This window comes from Pseudomonas putida (assembly GCF_009883635.2).
Classification (GTDB): Bacteria; Pseudomonadota; Gammaproteobacteria; order Pseudomonadales; family Pseudomonadaceae; genus Aquipseudomonas; species Aquipseudomonas putida_W.
Map to the genome: position 1 here is coordinate 4,475,584 of NZ_CP026115.2, position 15,444 is coordinate 4,491,027.

General features: G+C 62.3%; 11 protein-coding genes. 8 read left to right on the plus strand and 3 right to left on the minus strand.

Going from position 1 to position 15,444, the window contains the following annotated elements; genetic code table 11:
* Nucleotides 1-51 precede the first annotated feature (51 nt).
* Nucleotides 52-1,806, minus strand: coding sequence for a phosphoethanolamine transferase CptA (locus C2H86_RS20380; RefSeq protein ID WP_159409537.1), 1,755 nt, complete (start codon nt 1,804-1,806; stop codon nt 52-54).
* A gap of 570 nt (nt 1,807-2,376) precedes the next feature.
* Here C2H86_RS20380 and C2H86_RS20385 point away from each other — a divergent pair.
* The 6 genes from C2H86_RS20385 to C2H86_RS20410 all read left to right on the plus strand — a co-directional run bounded on the left by C2H86_RS20385 (nt 2,377) and on the right by C2H86_RS20410 (nt 9,942).
* On the plus strand, nt 2,377-2,574 hold the full coding sequence (locus C2H86_RS20385; protein WP_159409538.1) for a hypothetical protein: 198 nt from the start codon (nt 2,377-2,379) through the stop codon (nt 2,572-2,574).
* Between the two features lie 331 nt (nt 2,575-2,905).
* Nucleotides 2,906-3,388 (plus strand): formate dehydrogenase subunit gamma, encoded by a 483-nt coding sequence (locus C2H86_RS20390; RefSeq protein ID WP_159409539.1) that lies wholly within the window; start codon nt 2,906-2,908, stop codon nt 3,386-3,388.
* Nucleotides 3,382-4,941 carry a formate dehydrogenase beta subunit gene (locus C2H86_RS20395; RefSeq protein ID WP_159409540.1) on the plus strand — a complete coding sequence of 520 codons (1,560 nt, stop codon included), beginning with the start codon at nt 3,382-3,384 and terminating at the stop codon, nt 4,939-4,941. The genes C2H86_RS20390 and C2H86_RS20395 overlap by 7 nt, the downstream gene beginning before the upstream one ends.
* Nucleotides 4,938-7,820 carry a formate dehydrogenase subunit alpha gene (gene fdhF / locus C2H86_RS20400; RefSeq protein WP_159409541.1) on the plus strand — a complete coding sequence of 961 codons (2,883 nt, stop codon included), beginning with the start codon at nt 4,938-4,940 and terminating at the stop codon, nt 7,818-7,820. Before C2H86_RS20395 ends, fdhF begins: the two co-directional genes overlap by 4 nt.
* The gene (locus tag C2H86_RS20405) at nt 7,817-8,020 is read left to right on the plus strand and encodes a formate dehydrogenase subunit delta (RefSeq protein ID WP_159409542.1); all 204 of its coding nucleotides are present in this window, start codon (nt 7,817-7,819) and stop codon (nt 8,018-8,020) included. The genes fdhF and C2H86_RS20405 overlap by 4 nt, the downstream gene beginning before the upstream one ends.
* Before the next feature lie 116 nt (nt 8,021-8,136).
* Nucleotides 8,137-9,942, plus strand: coding sequence for an ABC transporter ATP-binding protein/permease (locus C2H86_RS20410; RefSeq protein ID WP_159409543.1), 1,806 nt, complete (start codon nt 8,137-8,139; stop codon nt 9,940-9,942).
* A gap of 17 nt (nt 9,943-9,959) precedes the next feature.
* On the opposite strand, the gene C2H86_RS20415 is transcribed toward C2H86_RS20410, so the two are convergent.
* Complete coding sequence (locus C2H86_RS20415) at nt 9,960-10,664, minus strand: SOS response-associated peptidase family protein (RefSeq protein ID WP_159409544.1); 705 nt, start codon at nt 10,662-10,664, stop codon at nt 9,960-9,962.
* Between the two features lie 102 nt (nt 10,665-10,766).
* Between C2H86_RS20415 and C2H86_RS20420 the strand changes: the two genes are divergently transcribed.
* Together C2H86_RS20420 and C2H86_RS20425 are read left to right on the plus strand one after the other, a co-directional pair.
* Nucleotides 10,767-11,195, plus strand: coding sequence for a LexA family protein (locus C2H86_RS20420; RefSeq protein ID WP_159409545.1), 429 nt, complete (start codon nt 10,767-10,769; stop codon nt 11,193-11,195).
* A gap of 85 nt (nt 11,196-11,280) precedes the next feature.
* Complete coding sequence (locus tag C2H86_RS20425; RefSeq protein ID WP_159409546.1) at nt 11,281-14,070, plus strand: RHS repeat domain-containing protein; 2,790 nt, start codon at nt 11,281-11,283, stop codon at nt 14,068-14,070.
* Between the two features lie 50 nt (nt 14,071-14,120).
* Here C2H86_RS20425 and C2H86_RS20430 read toward each other — a convergent pair whose 3' ends face one another.
* On the minus strand, nt 14,121-15,323 hold the full coding sequence (locus tag C2H86_RS20430; RefSeq protein ID WP_159409547.1) for an MFS transporter: 1,203 nt from the start codon (nt 15,321-15,323) through the stop codon (nt 14,121-14,123).
* Between the last annotated feature and the right edge of the window lie 121 nt (nt 15,324-15,444).

Genomic DNA, 15,444 nt, shown 5'->3' on the forward strand with positions numbered 1-15,444 from the left:
GCGGTCAGAGATATCGCCATCGGCTTTCAGACGTCCGTATCCGTCCGCGAGCTACTTCTGGTCGTTGGCCGCCGTCTGTTGCACCTGCTGCGCCATGTCCTGCGGCAACAGGTCAAACTCATGCAACCCATCCTTGCGGTACGGGTCGCCAATCCAGCGTGGCGTTGGCGCGAACTTTGCGTTCACCAGGCTCTTGGCCGGCTCGTACTTGTCGTAGCTCAAGCCTGCCAGATCCGACAGCGTGTGAATCAGGTGCGAGCTGCTGTAGGGGCGGTAGGCCATCGACTGCAGGTCCCGTGGGTGTTCGGCCTGCCAGCTCGGTGAGGTCCACAGCAGGAACGGCACGGTGTACATCGGCCGGGTCGGTGCGCCTTCGTTGCGGCCCAGGCGGTCGTGGTTGCCGGAGCTGTATACGTCTTCGCCATGGTCGGACAGGTACAGCAGGAAGCCGTTGGGCGTGGCCGCCGAATACTGCTTGATCAGGCTCGACACCACGAAGTCGTTGTAGCGCACGGCGTTGTCGTAGAAGTTGTAGGTTTCCACCTGGTCATCGGTCAGCGCAGCCGGTGCACCCTTGCGATCGGTGAAGTGCTGGTAGGCATCCGGGTAGCGGTAGCGGTAGTCCATGTGCGTGCCCAGCAGGTGGACGATGATGAACTTCTTCGGCGCTGGGTCCTTCAGGGCCTTCTCGAACGGCGGCAGCACCACTTCGTCGTACTGGCTGGCGTTCTGGTTGCGCTGGTTGTTCAGGTACACCGGCTCGTCCGTCTGCTGCGAGAAGGTGGTGAGCATGGTGTTGCGCTTGGTCATGGTCTGCTGGTTGGTGATCCAGAAGGTCTTGTAGCCTGCCTGTTTCATCAGGTTGATCAGCGACGGGTCGGTGAGGAAGCGGTCGGGGTGTTCTTCGTCACCGAAGGTGAGGATTTGCTGCATCACCTCGATGGTGTAGGGGCGTGGGGTGACCACGTTCTGGAACACGGTCAGGCTCTTGTCGGCGGCCAGGGCATCGAGGTTAGGGGTGGTGTCGCGGTTGTAGCCGTACAGGTGCATGTGCTCGCGGGTGGTTGATTCACCCAGTACCAGCACAAGCGTGCGCGGGGCTTCGCCACTGCTGTCCTGAAGGTTTTGCAGGGGTGGTAGGGCGGCGTTCTGGGCCAGCAGGTTCTGCATGTTGTTCAGCTGCTGCAGGTATTGGCGGTAGCCGACCACCAACTGCCAAGGTACGGCTGGTTCCATGCGCTGCTGGACCTTCTCCATGGCATCGGCGAAGTTGCGCTCCTGGGTGACCATCTGCTTGTAGAACGGCAGCACCAGGTTGGCGGCCAGCAATAGCACCACCACCGGAATGCGGCTGCGCAGGCGCAGGGTGACCGGGCGCACGCGGGTCCACAGCAGTACGGCGCCTACGGTGTAGGCCAGCAGGCCGAGCATCAGGCCAATGCTGAAGTATTGGCTGAAGTATTCGCCCGCTTCGGCGGTGTTCGACTCGAACATCACGAAGATGACGCTTTGCGAGAATTCCTGGTGGTAGATGCCAAAGTAGCTCAGGCCCACCAGCGAGGCGGCCCACAGCACCACGCCGATGATGGCGGCGACGGTGCGGGTGAGGCGTGGCAGCAGCAGTACCGGGACCAACCACAGGGTACTGAGGAACAGCGCATCGCGGAAACCGGCGAAACCGGTTGTGCCACTGAACAGCAGAAGCGCCTGGGTGACGCCGGAGAAGTACCAGAAGAACAGCAGGAGCCAGCCCAGGCCGGCCCAGTCCACGCGCTTGGGCGCGGATGGGGATGCGGTGTTTGCCACGTGTGCCTCGTAGAACCATGGCGGCAGCCAGAAAAGGAGGGCTGCCGAAAAGGCAGAGAGGCTAGAGGGCGGATCGTGAAAATTACGTTAACGAAATATGCAAGAAATCTTAACAAAGCATTACGAGGGGGCGGGGAGTAGGTGGTTCCTACAAATGAACAAACAGATTTTTCCTCTGGCTTGTAGGACACGTCTGAATCAGTCTTTGAGGCATTGCGGTGGGAAAGTGAGCTCCCTAGGCTGGCGGTGCCGTTGCAATTCAACGGCCGGGTCTGCAAGCCCGGGAAATTAATTGAAAATCCGCTCACCGTCGAGCTGCTGGCGCACGCCAGTTGCTGTGTTCAATGGTGGCTGTGTATGGGTGACCTTTGGTCAGCCGGTTTTTCTCGATTTCCCCGGTCTTGCAGGCCCGTACACAGCCGCCACCCATTTCTCCGCAAGTGATGGGGAGTGGTTCTGTCTCAAAGATCGAGGTCTAACCATGCTCAAAATCGTACCTGATATTACCCTTTCGATGATCCATGAGATGGAGGCCGTGCGCGTTGCCTGGCGGTAGCTTCGGGGAGTTACTTGGCCATTCTCAATCATCTTTATTTACCGGGGCTGATGGCCTCTTCGCGGTGCATGCCCGCCCTGTTCCGCGTAGAACCCGGCAACTGCTGCGACCACGCCATGGCGCAGGCCTCTGTACTGATGGACTGCTCGCGCCGCGTCTCCTTCATCGGCGTGATGGACGACCAAGCCGCGCTGGTCTGGGCCTCGCACTAGGTGTGCGAGATGGCCTAGGCGTTGATCGATGATGCACACATGGGAATGCTCAAAACCCACTGGGGCAAGCAGGCGATGGGCCTGGTAAAGCCCATACAATCCTCAGGTCGGTTTCAGGATGCGCCTGGTCGCTCGCACACTACCGTTTGCCGCCACAAGTGCCATGCTTATGGGATGCCCATGAGCCCAGTGCGCGTAGACGCACGGCCATCGGCAAGGAGGCCTCCGCGTCCACGCCACCGTGACGTGGCCGGTGTGCCGCAGCAGAACACGCCGGATACCTGCCCTCAATGACAATTCAGGCAGGGTCCGTGATGCCGAGGTCCGCTGTATGCCTGATGAACTGCTTCACCTGCCGGTTATCCAGAGCATCCTGACCCGCGAGAAGGACACCCCCGGCGCGCTGTTGCCGATCCTTCACGCCCTACAGGACGCTATCGGTTTCATCCCCGAAGCTGCCGTCCCTGAAATCGCCCATGCCCTCAATCTCAGCCTCGCCGAGGTGCGCGGGGTGATCAGCTTCTATCACGACTTCCGCACCACGCCGCCTGCCCGCCACACCTTGCGCCTGTGCCGCGCCGAATCGTGCCAGAGCCGTGGCAGCGAAGCCCTGGCGGCGCAACTGCGCGAACAGCTGGCGCTGGATGATCACGGCACCAGCGCCGACGGTGCCATCAGCTTGCGCCCGGTGTACTGCCTGGGTGCCTGCGCCTGTTCGCCGGCGCTGGAGCTGGATGGCCAGGTGCATGCACGGCTTACCCCCGAGCGCCTGCGGGCGTTGGTGAACGGTTGCCTGGAGGGTGAAACATGCTGAAGTTGTTCATTCCCTGTGACTCGGTCGCCCGTGCAGTCGGCGCCGACCAGGTCGCCGATGCAATCAAAGCCGAGGCCGAACGCCGCCAGTTGCCCATCGATATTCAACGTACCAGCTCGCGTGGCCTGTATTGGCTGGAGCCGTTGTTGGAGTGTGAATGCAACCAAGGGCGCCACGGCTTCGGCCCGGTCACTCCGGCAGACGTGCCATCGTTGCTCGACGCCCTGGCCGGCGAACCCGGCGGCCATTCGCTGGCGCTGGGCGCGGTCGAAGACATCGCCTACCTGAAGTCTCAGCAGCGCCTGCTGTTCGCCCGCGCCGGTATCACCCGCCCGTTGTCGCTGGACGACTACCGCGCCCACGGCGGCTTCAAGGGCCTGGAAAAGGCGGTGGCGATGGACGGCGCTGCGGTGGTCGCTACCGTGCTCGATTCCGGCCTGCGCGGCCGGGGCGGGGCGGCGTTCCCGGCCGGCATCAAGTGGCGCACCGTGCGCGACGCCGGGGCAGGGCAGAAGTACATTGTGTGCAATGCTGATGAAGGCGACTCCGGCACTTTCGCCGACCGCATGCTGATGGAGGGCGACCCCTATCTGCTGATCGAAGGCATGATCATCGCCGGCCTCGCCGTCGGGGCCGACAAAGGCTACCTCTATGTGCGCTCGGAATATCCCGACGCCATCCGCGTGCTCAACCAGGCGCTCGCCATCGCCCGCGACGCCGGCTACCTCGGCAGCAACGTGGCCGGCAGCGGTCAGCCCTTCGACCTGGAAGTGCGGGTGGGCGCCGGTGCCTATATCTGCGGCGAGGAAACCGCACTGCTCGAATCCATCGAAGGCAAGCGCGGCATCGTTCGTGCCAAGCCGCCGTTGCCCGCGCTTGAAGGCCTGTTCGGGTTGCCGACCCTGGTGCACAACGTGCTCACCCTGGCCTCGGTACCGACCATCCTGGCAGAGGGCGCGGCGTTCTATCGCGATTTCGGCATGGGCCGCTCGCTGGGCACCATGCCGTTCCAGCTGGCCGGCAACATCCGCCACGGCGGCCTGGTGGAACGTGCCTTCGGCCTGACCCTGCGCGACCTGGTGGAAGGCTACGGCGGCGGCACTGCCAGTGGCCGCCCGCTCAAGGCCGCCCAGGTTGGCGGGCCGCTCGGCGCCTGGGTACCGCCCAGCCACTTCGATACCCCGCTGGATTACGAGGCATTCGCTGCCATGGGCGCGATGCTCGGCCATGGCGGCGTGGTGGTGGCCGACGACACCCTGAACATGGCCAGCATGGCGCGCTTCGCCCTGCAGTTCTGCGCCGAGGAATCCTGCGGCAAGTGCACCCCGTGCCGGATCGGCTCGACCCGTGGCATGGAGGTGGTCGACCGACTGATCGCGACCAGCGACTTCACTGAGCGCCATGACCAGGCCCTGCTGCTGCGTGACCTGTGCGACACCATGCAGTACGGCTCGCTGTGCGCCATGGGCGGCATGACCGCCTACCCGGTGGCCAGCGCCCTCAAGTACTTCCCTGCCGATTTCGGGCTGACCAACACGGAGGCCTCGCAGTGATCAATTATTTCGACCCCGCTTCTGATAAAAGCAGCGACCTCGGCACCCCCGCCCGTGACAGCGACGTGCAGGTCAGCCTGAACATCGATGGCCGCAGCATCAGCGTGCCGGCCGGCACCTCGGTGATGCGCGCCGCCGCCATGCTCGGCACCAGCATCCCCAAACTGTGCGCTACCGACAGCCTCGAAGCCTTCGGCTCGTGCCGCATGTGCATGGTGGAAATCGACGGCATGCGTGGCTATCCGGCCTCATGCACCACGCCGGTCAGCGAAGGCATGGTGGTGCGTACGCAAACCCCGCGCCTGGCCGACCTGCGCCGTAATGTGATGGAGCTGTACATCTCCGACCACCCGCTGGACTGCCTGACTTGTTCGGCCAACGGCAACTGCGAGCTGCAGACCGTTGCCGGCCAGGTCGGCCTGCGCGAGGTGCGCTACGGCTATGACGGCGCCAACCACCTGGCGGAGAAGAAGGACACCTCCAACCCATACTTCGACTACGAGCCGAGCAAGTGCATCGTCTGCAGCCGCTGCGTGCGTGCCTGCGAAGACATCCAGGGCACCTTCGCCCTGACCATCTCCGGGCGCGGTTTCGACTCGCGGGTAGCGGCAGCCGGCGGCGACAATTTCCTCGCCTCAGAATGCGTGTCGTGCGGCGCCTGCGTGCAGGCCTGCCCGACGGCGACGCTCACCGAGAAGAGCTTGGTCCAGCTTGGCCAGCCCGAGCGTGCGGTGATCACCACCTGCGCCTACTGTGGCGTTGGCTGCTCGTTCCGCGCCGAGATGAAGGGCGACCAGCTGGTGCGCATGGTCCCGGACAAGAACGGTGGCGCCAACCATGGCCATGCCTGCGTCAAGGGCCGTTTTGCCTGGGGCTATGCCACCCACCCCGACCGCATCACCAAGCCGATGATCCGCAAGCGCCTGGAAGACCCGTGGCAGGAAGTCAGCTGGGATGAGGCGGTCACCTATGCCGCCAGTGAGTTCCGCCGAATCCAGCTCAAGTACGGGCGCGACTCCATCGGCGGCATCACCTCCAGCCGCTGCACCAACGAAGAAGCCTACCTGGTGCAGAAACTGGTGCGCACAGCGTTCGGCAACAATAACGTCGACACCTGCGCCCGGGTTTGCCACTCGCCAACCGGCTATGGCCTGAAGCAGACCCTCGGTGAGTCCGCCGGCACCCAGAGCTTCGACTCGGTGATGCAAGCCGATGTGATCCTGGTGATCGGCGCCAACCCCACCGACGCCCACCCGGTGTTCGGTTCGCAGCTCAAGCGCCGCCTGCGCCATGGCGCGCGGCTGATCGTCATCGACCCACGGCGCATCGACCTGGTCGACTCGCCCCATGCCCGTGCCGATCTGCACCTGCAACTGCGCCCAGGTACCAACGTGGCCATGCTCAACGCCCTGGCCCACGTGATCGTCAGCGAGGGCCTGCTGGCCCAGCGTTTCATCGATGCCCGCTGCGAGACCGAGGACTTCGCCCGCTGGCGCGACTTCGTCAGCCTGCCGGAAAATGCCCCGGAAGCTCTGGGGCCCGTCTGCGGCGTGCCCGCCGAGCACATCCGCGCCGCTGCCCGGCTGTACGCCACTGGCGGCAACGCGGCGATCTACTATGGCCTGGGGGTGACCGAGCACAGCCAGGGCAGTACCGCGGTGATGGGCATCGCCAACCTGGCCATGGCCACCGGCAACATCGGCCGCGAAGGGGTCGGGGTGAACCCGCTGCGCGGGCAGAACAACGTGCAAGGCTCCTGCGACATGGGCTCGTTCCCCCACGAACTGCCCGGCTACCGGCACATCTCCAACGAGGGCGTGCGCGCCGAGTTCGAGCAGGCCTGGGGCGTGACCCTGCAGGCTGACCCGGGCCTGCGCATCCCCAACATGTTCGAGGCGGCGCTCGATGGCAGCTTCAAGGCGCTGTACTGCCAGGGCGAGGACATCGCCCAGAGCGACCCCAACACCCAGCACGTCACCGCCGCCCTGCGCGCCATGGAGTGCGTGGTGGTGCAGGACATCTTCCTCAACGAGACGGCCAAGTTCGCCCACGTGTTCCTGCCGGGCAGCTCGTTCCTCGAGAAGGACGGCACCTTCACCAATGCCGAGCGGCGCATCTCGCGGGTGCGCAAGGTCATGGAGCCGCTGGCCGGCAAGGCCGACTGGGAGGCTACCGTGGCCCTGGCCAATGCCCTGGGTTACCCGATGAACTACCGCCACCCGTCCGAGATCATGGACGAGATCGCCCGCCTGACGCCGAGCTTCCACCGCGTCAGCTACGCCGAAATCGACCGCCACGGCAGCCTGCAATGGCCGTGCAACGACGCCGCCCCGGATGGCACCCCGACCATGCACATCGACCAGTTCGTGCGCGGCAAGGGTCGCTTCATGCTGACCGGTTATGTGCCGACCGACGAGAAGGTCAACAGCCGCTACCCGCTGCTGCTGACCACTGGGCGCATCCTCAGCCAGTACAACGTCGGCGCCCAGACCCGGCGTACCGGCAACACCGCCTGGCACGATGCCGACCGGCTGGAAATCCACCCCAGCGACGCCGAAAGCCGTGGTATCCGCGAGGGGGACTGGGTGGGTATCGGCAGCCGTGCGGGGCAGACCGTGCTGCGCGCCAAGGTCAGTACCCGGGTGGCGCCGGGGGTGGTGTACACCACCTTCCACTTCCCTGAGTCCGGTGCCAACGTGATCACCACCGACAACTCCGACTGGGCCACCAACTGTCCGGAATATAAGGTCACGGCGGTGGAGGTGGTGAAGGTGTTCCACCCGTCGGAATGGCAGAAGCGCTACCAGGACTTCAGTGACGAACAGCGGCGCCTGCTCAAGGAGCGCCGCACTGCGGAAAAAGCCGAGGTGCGCCGATGAGCAGCGACAACCTGGTCAAGATGGCCAACCAGATCGCCCACTACTTCGACAGCGAGCCAAACCGGGCGCTGGCAGTGCAGGGGGTGAGGCAGCATCTGAACAGCTTCTGGACACCGGCCATGCGCCGGCAGCTGGGGGAGTGGATTGCCGACCATGGTCAGGAAGGGCTGGATGCCAAGGTAGTGGAGGCCCTGGCCTAGCGCTCTCCTGTCCCGGCCTCTTCGCGGGGCAGGAAAAATGAAATGTCCGTCATTTATGCAAGACGAACCTCACCGCGATGCTACGCTCGCGGAAACACTTGTGACGGATGTTTCCTATGGACATGAACTGGCACCAGGCCCTGCAAGAGAGCCTGAGCTGGCTTGCAATCGCCTCGTTCATCACCCTCATCGGCTTCACTGCCGCTGCCACCCTGGCCGTGCGCTACACGCGCTGGGGCCGGCAGTTCTGGCAGGTGGCCGGGCCGTATTTCACCTGGCGCCGCAGTTGGCGGCCGTTGCTGATGTTCGGGCTGCTGCTGGTGCTGACGTTGTTCTCGGTGCGTATGAACGTGCTGTTCTCGTTCTGGTACAACGGCTTCTACAGTGCCCTGCAGGCCCTTGATCAGACGACCTTCTGGTACCTGCTCGGGGTGTTCGCGGTGCTGGCCACCATCCATGTGCTGCGCGCGCTGCTTACCTTCTATGTTACCCAGGCCTTCAGCATCCGCTGGCGGGTGTGGCTGACCGAGCGTTTGACCGGCGACTGGATGAAAGGCGATGCCTACTACCGCGGCCGCTTCCTCGCCGAACCGGTAGACAACCCCGACCAGCGTATCGAACTGGACGTCAACGCGTTCGTCACCAATTCGGTGTCGCTGGCCCTGGGCGCGGTCAGCGCGCTGGTCTCGCTGGTGGCCTTTACCGGTATCCTCTGGGGCCTGTCGGCGCCGCTGACGCTTGCGGGATATGAGATTCCCCGGGCAATGGTGTTTGCGGTCTACATCTATGTGCTGATCGCCACCTGGATCGCCTTCCGCCTCGGCCAGCCGTTGATCCGCCTGAACTTCCTAAACGAAAAACTCACGGCGAACTTCCGTTATGCACTGATGCGCCTGCGCGAGAACGCCGAGAACATTGCCTTCTACCAAGGTGCGCCGGTCGAACGGGCAACCTTGCTCGGGCGCTTCGGTGCGCTGATCGTCAACGTCTGGGCACTGGTGTTCCGAAACCTGAAATTCAGCGGCTTCAATCTCGGTGTCAGCCAGGTGGCCGTGGTGTTCCCTTTCATCCTGCAGGCACCGCGCTTCTTCAGCGGGGCGATCAAGCTGGGTGATGTGATGCAGACCGCCCAGGCGTTCGGCCAGGTGCAGGATTCACTGTCGTTCTTCCGAGAGTCCTACGACACCTTCGCCCAGTACCGCGCCACCCTCGACCGTCTGACCGGTTTCCTCGATGCCAACGACCAGGCCAGCGCGCTGCCACGGGTGCTGGCCAAAGACCAGCCGCGGGCGCTGGACATCATCGGCCTGCAGGTACTGCGCCCGGACGGCCATGCGCTGATCGCCGACCTCGACCTGCGCCTGCACGGTGGCCAGGCGCTGCTGATCAAAGGGCCGTCGGGCAGTGGCAAGACCACCTTGCTGCGCGCCCTGGCGGGGTTGTGGCCTTATGCCGAGGGCGAGGTTCGGCGGCCGTTGGGCACCCAGGCGTTGTTCCTGTCACAACGGCCTTACCTGCCGCTGGGCGACCTGCGCACCGCCATTGCCTACCCGGCCGACAGCCAGCCGGAGGATGAAGCACGCATGCAGCAGGCCCTGCGCGAGGTCAACCTGGCGCACCTGGCCGAGCGGTTGGCGGTGAACTGCGACTGGTCGAACATCCTGTCGGTCGGCGAGCAGCAGCGCCTGGCATTCGCCCGGGTGTTGTTCAACCGTCCGCAGGTGGTGTTCCTCGACGAGTCCACCTCGGCGATGGATGAAGGGCTTGAGCATGCAATGTATGCGTTGTTGCGCAAAGAGATGCCCGAGACCTTGCTGGTGAGCGTGGGGCATCGCAGTACTCTGGCCGATTTCCATACCCATCGGCTGGAAGTGGACGGGCAGGGGGGCTGGGCGCTGCGGCAGCAGGAGGTTCTGGCTTAACCAGTGGCGGCAGAAATTCAGGGCTGATGTTCGGCATCCAGCATCACGATCAGTTCAGCCCCTTCATTCCTCACATTCCCCACGTCCTTGCCCACCGCAAACCACTCGAACGCCTCCACCGGCAAGCACTGCTCCCGCGCCAGGCGTTCGGCCTTCTCGGCAGGTACCTCAGGGTCGATCCATGCCCGCGCATGCTCCGGGCCCAGCACCAAGGGCCGGCGATCATGGATATCGACCATCCCCGCATCGCTGGCAGCGGTGATGATGACGAAGCCATCCCCCTCGTTCGGCTCCATCCCCGCATGCACCTCGGCCAGTGCCGCCATGAACATCGGCGCCCGGCTTTTCAAACGAATGAACCAGGGCTGCTTGCGCTTGGGATCCTGTGGGTCGGCCACCCACTCATACCAGCCATCGGCCATCACCAAGGCTCGCCCTTGCGGCCAAAGGGCCTTGAAGAACTTGCCGGTGGTCACCGTCTCGACCCGCGCGTTGATCGGTGCCGGCCGTTTACCCGTGGCCCAGAACGGCGCCCACCCCCAATGGCAAGGGTCGATGCGCAGGCCATCGGTGGCGTGATGCAGGATCAGCACGCGGCTGCCGGGGGCGACGTTGTAGCGGCCGATCGGCACGTTGTCGTAGCCGCTGATCACGTCCTGCTCGGCGTCCAGTTCACGCAGGTAGTCGGCCAGGCCCTGGTACTGGGCGAAGCGTCCGCACATGGTATGTACCCCCACTTGTCGAAATATCCTACGGCGAAATTGACCGGATACTCGCTACGGCGTTTACTGTATATCTATACAGTTTAATATCAAGGCCGTCGCATGACTTCCATCCTGGGTCCCATCACGGGCGGCAGTGCTGCCGTGCCGCGCTACCTGTTCCGTGTTCCGGCGGGCTTTCCGTCGCCAGCCGCCGACCACATGGAGCAGCCCATCTCGCTGGACGAGCTGCTCAACCTGCGCGCACCGCACATCTATCTGGTCAGGATAGACGGCGACAGCATGCAAGGGGCTGGTATCTTCGATGGCGACCTGGTGCTGGTCGACCGTTCTATCGAGGCGCGCCATGGCCATATCGTGATTGCCGCGGTCAACGGCGAGCCCTTGTGCAAGCGGCTGCAGCGCGTCGCCGGGCAGGTGTCGCTGCGCTCCGAGAACCCACGCTATGCGCCACGTTACATCATGGAGGGTGACGACTTCATGATCTGGGGCGTGGTGACCTTCAGTGTGCGCAGCCATGATCCGAGATGATCGAGTTACACCATGCATCAGAAGCCAGTTAAAAAAATAACCTACGCTTAGGAGACCTTCAGACGGGTGGATATCTGCAGTGCGCATGAGTACAACGTTGTTCCGAGAAACACCGTCAGTCACGGTTATAGATAACCGCGGGCTTTCGGTACGTGAAATTGCGTACCAACGTCATCCAGATTCACTGGACAGTACTGACGTTCGTATTACCCGTCATTCATTCAGCCCCAACGGGTTCTTGATGGATAGTGCTGACCCTCGCCTGCACAGCGCAGCGCAGGTGAACTTCAAGTACTTCACGACTCACATCGGTACTGTACTGCGTACTATAAGCACCGACGCCGGTACCACCATGGCCGTGAACAACACCGCGGAACGGCCACTGGTGGTGCTCAGCAACCTCCTCATCGCTGGTGACAACGCCGAGGATGCGAGCCAGGCCGTTATCCGTCGTTTCCTATACGAAGCGGCCCCCTTGTCTGGCCGTCTGCTGGCCGTCACGCAGGGTGAGGCAGGCGTAATGTCGGTTGTTGCAGAGCGCTTCCTGTATGCAGGAGGGACTCAGGCGGAGCAGTCCCGCAACATCGCGGGGCAGTGTGTCAAGCATTACGACACGGCAGGTTTGGTGCAGACGGGTAGTGTTGCCCTGAGCGGTGGGCCAGCATCCATTACACGCCGTCTGCTGAAGGAGGCGAACAACTCGGACACGGTTGTTGACTGGCAAGGCGCCAGCGAAGAAGCATGGCAGGCGGCACTGAATGACGCAGCATACACGACTCTGACTGCTGTGGACGCGACTAGCGCTGTGCTGAACACCACCGATGCGGCGGGTAATCAGCAACAGTTGACATACGACCTGGCTGGGAGTCTATCGGGCACATGGCTGACGCTCAAAGGGGGGATGCAGCAAGCCATCGTCAGATCCATTGAGTACTCTGCTGCCAGTCAGAAGCTGAGCGAGGAACTCGGCAACGGTGTGGTGAAAACATACACGTATGAAATGAAGGTGCAGCGGCTGGCCAAAATCAAGGCTGAGCGACCGGTCGGGCATGTGTCGGGTGCGAGAGTGCTACAGGATCTGCGCTACGCGTTCGATCCTGTAGGTAACGTACTCAGCGTGCGCAACCATGCCGAGGCCATCCACTTTTGGCGCAACCAAAAAGTGGTGCCAGAGAGCAAGAACACCTATGACAGCCTTTACCAACTGATCCATGCCAGCGGGCGCGAAAAGGCAGGTAGCAGGAGACCGGGCAGTCATGCGCCATCTGCCACCTTGTCTTGTTCTGCCGGCCCTTGCGCGTATACAAACTATGCCCGCGAATATACCTATGATCGCGGCGGCAACCTTACACAGATACGGCACAGCGCAGTTGCCACGACCAATAGTTATTCGATAGACATTACGATAAGCGACCGTAGTAACCGTGGAGTACTAAGCACCCTTGCAGAGAAACCGGCGGACGTTGAGCCCTTGTTCACGGTAGGGGGGCAGCAATTGCGGTTGCAGCCGGGGCAGAATCTGACTTGGACTGCTCGTAACGAGTTGTTAAGGGTGTCGCCGGTGGTTCGTGGCGGAGAGGTAGATGATTCAGAAAGCTACCGTTACGCAGCCTCCAGTCAGCGCGTACTAAAAGTCACTACACAAAAAAACCACACCAGTGTGCTAGTGCAGCGGGTTGTCTATCTGCCGGGACTGGAGCTGCGTACCGCTCTGTCCGACGGAGCGGAAACGCAGAGGCTGCATGTTATTGCTGTAGGTGGGGGGCGGCATACTCAAGTGCGGGTGCTGCAGTCGCAGTCCGCAGAACCGGACGGCATTGTAAATGGGCAGGTTCGTTATAGCTGTAACGATATCATCGGCAGTTGCGGGCTTGAAGTGGACGGTGATGGCAAGATTTTCAGTATGGAGGTATACTATCCATACGGTGGCACAGCCGTCTGGGCTGCGCGCAGTACGGTGGAATCCGACTATAAAACCATCCGTTACTCAGGGAAAGAGCGGGATGCTACTGGGCTGTATTATTATGGCTGGCGCTATTACCAGTCATGGGCCGGGCGGTGGCTTTCTGCTGATCCGGCGAGCACTGTGGATGGGTTGAATCTATTTAGGATGTGTAGAAACAATCCCGCGTCATATTGGGATGAACAGGGCCTGTCGCCTCAGGCGGGCAACGAAGAGGACGAGAAGACACTGACTGATTTTTTTAGTGAGGATGAGGTCAAAGAGCATATTTTAGTGGCCGATGAGCTTAAGGCTAATGATGGTTATTGGGTGTTCCGGGGGTTGAGGTTTAGGGTGCCCTTTGTGAGAAGAGATAAGTCTTTTTATTCGGTTAATAAAATTCAGAGCGCGGACTACCCTGTGAAGGGTCATGTCTTATATCGAGCTCACTTTGGGGCGGCTGAAGATATTGCCAGGGATGGTGTTCGAAGAAATGTAGGGGTTGGCGGCGAAGAAAGCTTTGATGACTATCTGGTGGCACTGTTCGAACACACGGCAGGTAGTGGGAGTGACGGGCGTGTGCTGTCGCTCAGCTCGAAGAAAAGTGTATCAAAGAAGTTTATGTCTGACAGTAAGGTATTGGTCTCGATAAGAGCGGATTTATATTCTGAGCCTGTGGATAATTTGTTTATTTCGACGCCGCAGTTGATTTTGCAGCACGGTGCGAGATTATTTTATAGAGGCAAGATAGATTATAGTACCTTGTTGGGTGCCATTAAGCAGCTGAATAGTAAGGAGCATGAGTTTTTCTATGTTGGGAAGGGCGGCGATGGGCGTTATGGGGAAATTGCGCCCGATAAGATAACGGTGCACAGCCGCTCATCACAAGCTACCTTGAGAAGTAAACATAAAAATCATCATGCTTCACACTAGAAGCGGTGTTTTACATTTCATGGGTATTGAAAGTGTGCACGGCATGATTTTTATGCCCACAACGCCACGCCGACCAGGGTACTACCAGCAAATGCTGCCCCGACCAGGAAGGTCGCCTGGAACCCCGCGCCATCCCACAGCAGCCCGGCCACCACGCTGGCGACCAGCAGGGCCACCCCGGTCAGCAGGTTGAACAGGCCGAATGCCGTGCCGCGCAGGTTGGCTGGCGCGCTGTCGGCGATCAGCGCGGCGAAGATGCCCTGGGTGAAGCCCAGGTGCAGGCCCCAGGCCGCCACGCCCAGTGCCAGCCCGGCCCAGCCTGGCAGCAAGGCCAGTAACAGGTCGGCGGCGATCAGCAGGGCCAGCCCGATCATCAGCACGCCACGGCGGCCCACCCGGTCCGACAGCGCGCCGGCCGGGTAGGCCGACAGCGAATAGGCCAGGGCCATGAGCACCAGCACCGCAGGCGCCCACAATGGCGCCAGGCCCATGTCCTGGGCGCGCAGCAGCAGGAATGCCTCGCTGAAACGGGCCAGGGTGAACACCATGGCCAGGCCGATCAACCGCCAGTAGGCCGGGCCCAGGCGCACCAGCTCATGCAGCGCCAGCGGCGAGCGCACCGGCCACGCGTTGGGCGCCGTCTCGGGCTCGCGGACGAAGGCAACGAGAATGTACACGGCGACGAACGCCGGGATCACCGCCACCCAGAACACTGTCTGGAAATGGCTCGCGGTCAGCCACATCAGCACGATCGCCAGCAACGGGCCGAGGAAAGCGCCGACGGTGTCCAGGGTCTGGCGCAGGCCGAAGGCCGCGCCACGTAGCTCGGGCGGGGTCACATCGGCCACCAGCGCATCGCGGGGGGCACCGCGGATGCCTTTGCCGATACGGTCGACGAAGCGCGCCGCCGTCAGCCATTCCAGCCCGGAGGCCATGGGGAATACCGGCTTGGTCAACGCGCCCAGGCCATAGCCCAGCACCGTCAGCAGCTTGCGCTTGCCAAGGCGGTCGCTGAGCGCGCCGGAGAACACCTTGGTGATCGACGCGGTGGCCTCGGCGATGCCCTCGATGAAGCCGACGGCGACCACCGACGTGCCGAGCACGGTGACCATGTACAGCGGCAGCAGGGCGTGGATCATTTCCGAGGAAATGTCCATGAACAGCGATACGAAGCCCAGCGCCCAGACGCTGCGGGGAATCTTCGGCAGGGCCTTGGCGGTGGTACTGTGCTCGGTTTTTTCGGCGCTGCGCATCGCGAGCCTCGGCGCGGTTGTCACAGTTCGAAACTGTAGGAGTTCGTACGCAGGATGCAAATCGGATGAGTGGCGAGGGCATCGGCATGGCGGTGTGATTAACTGTATATAAATACAGTAT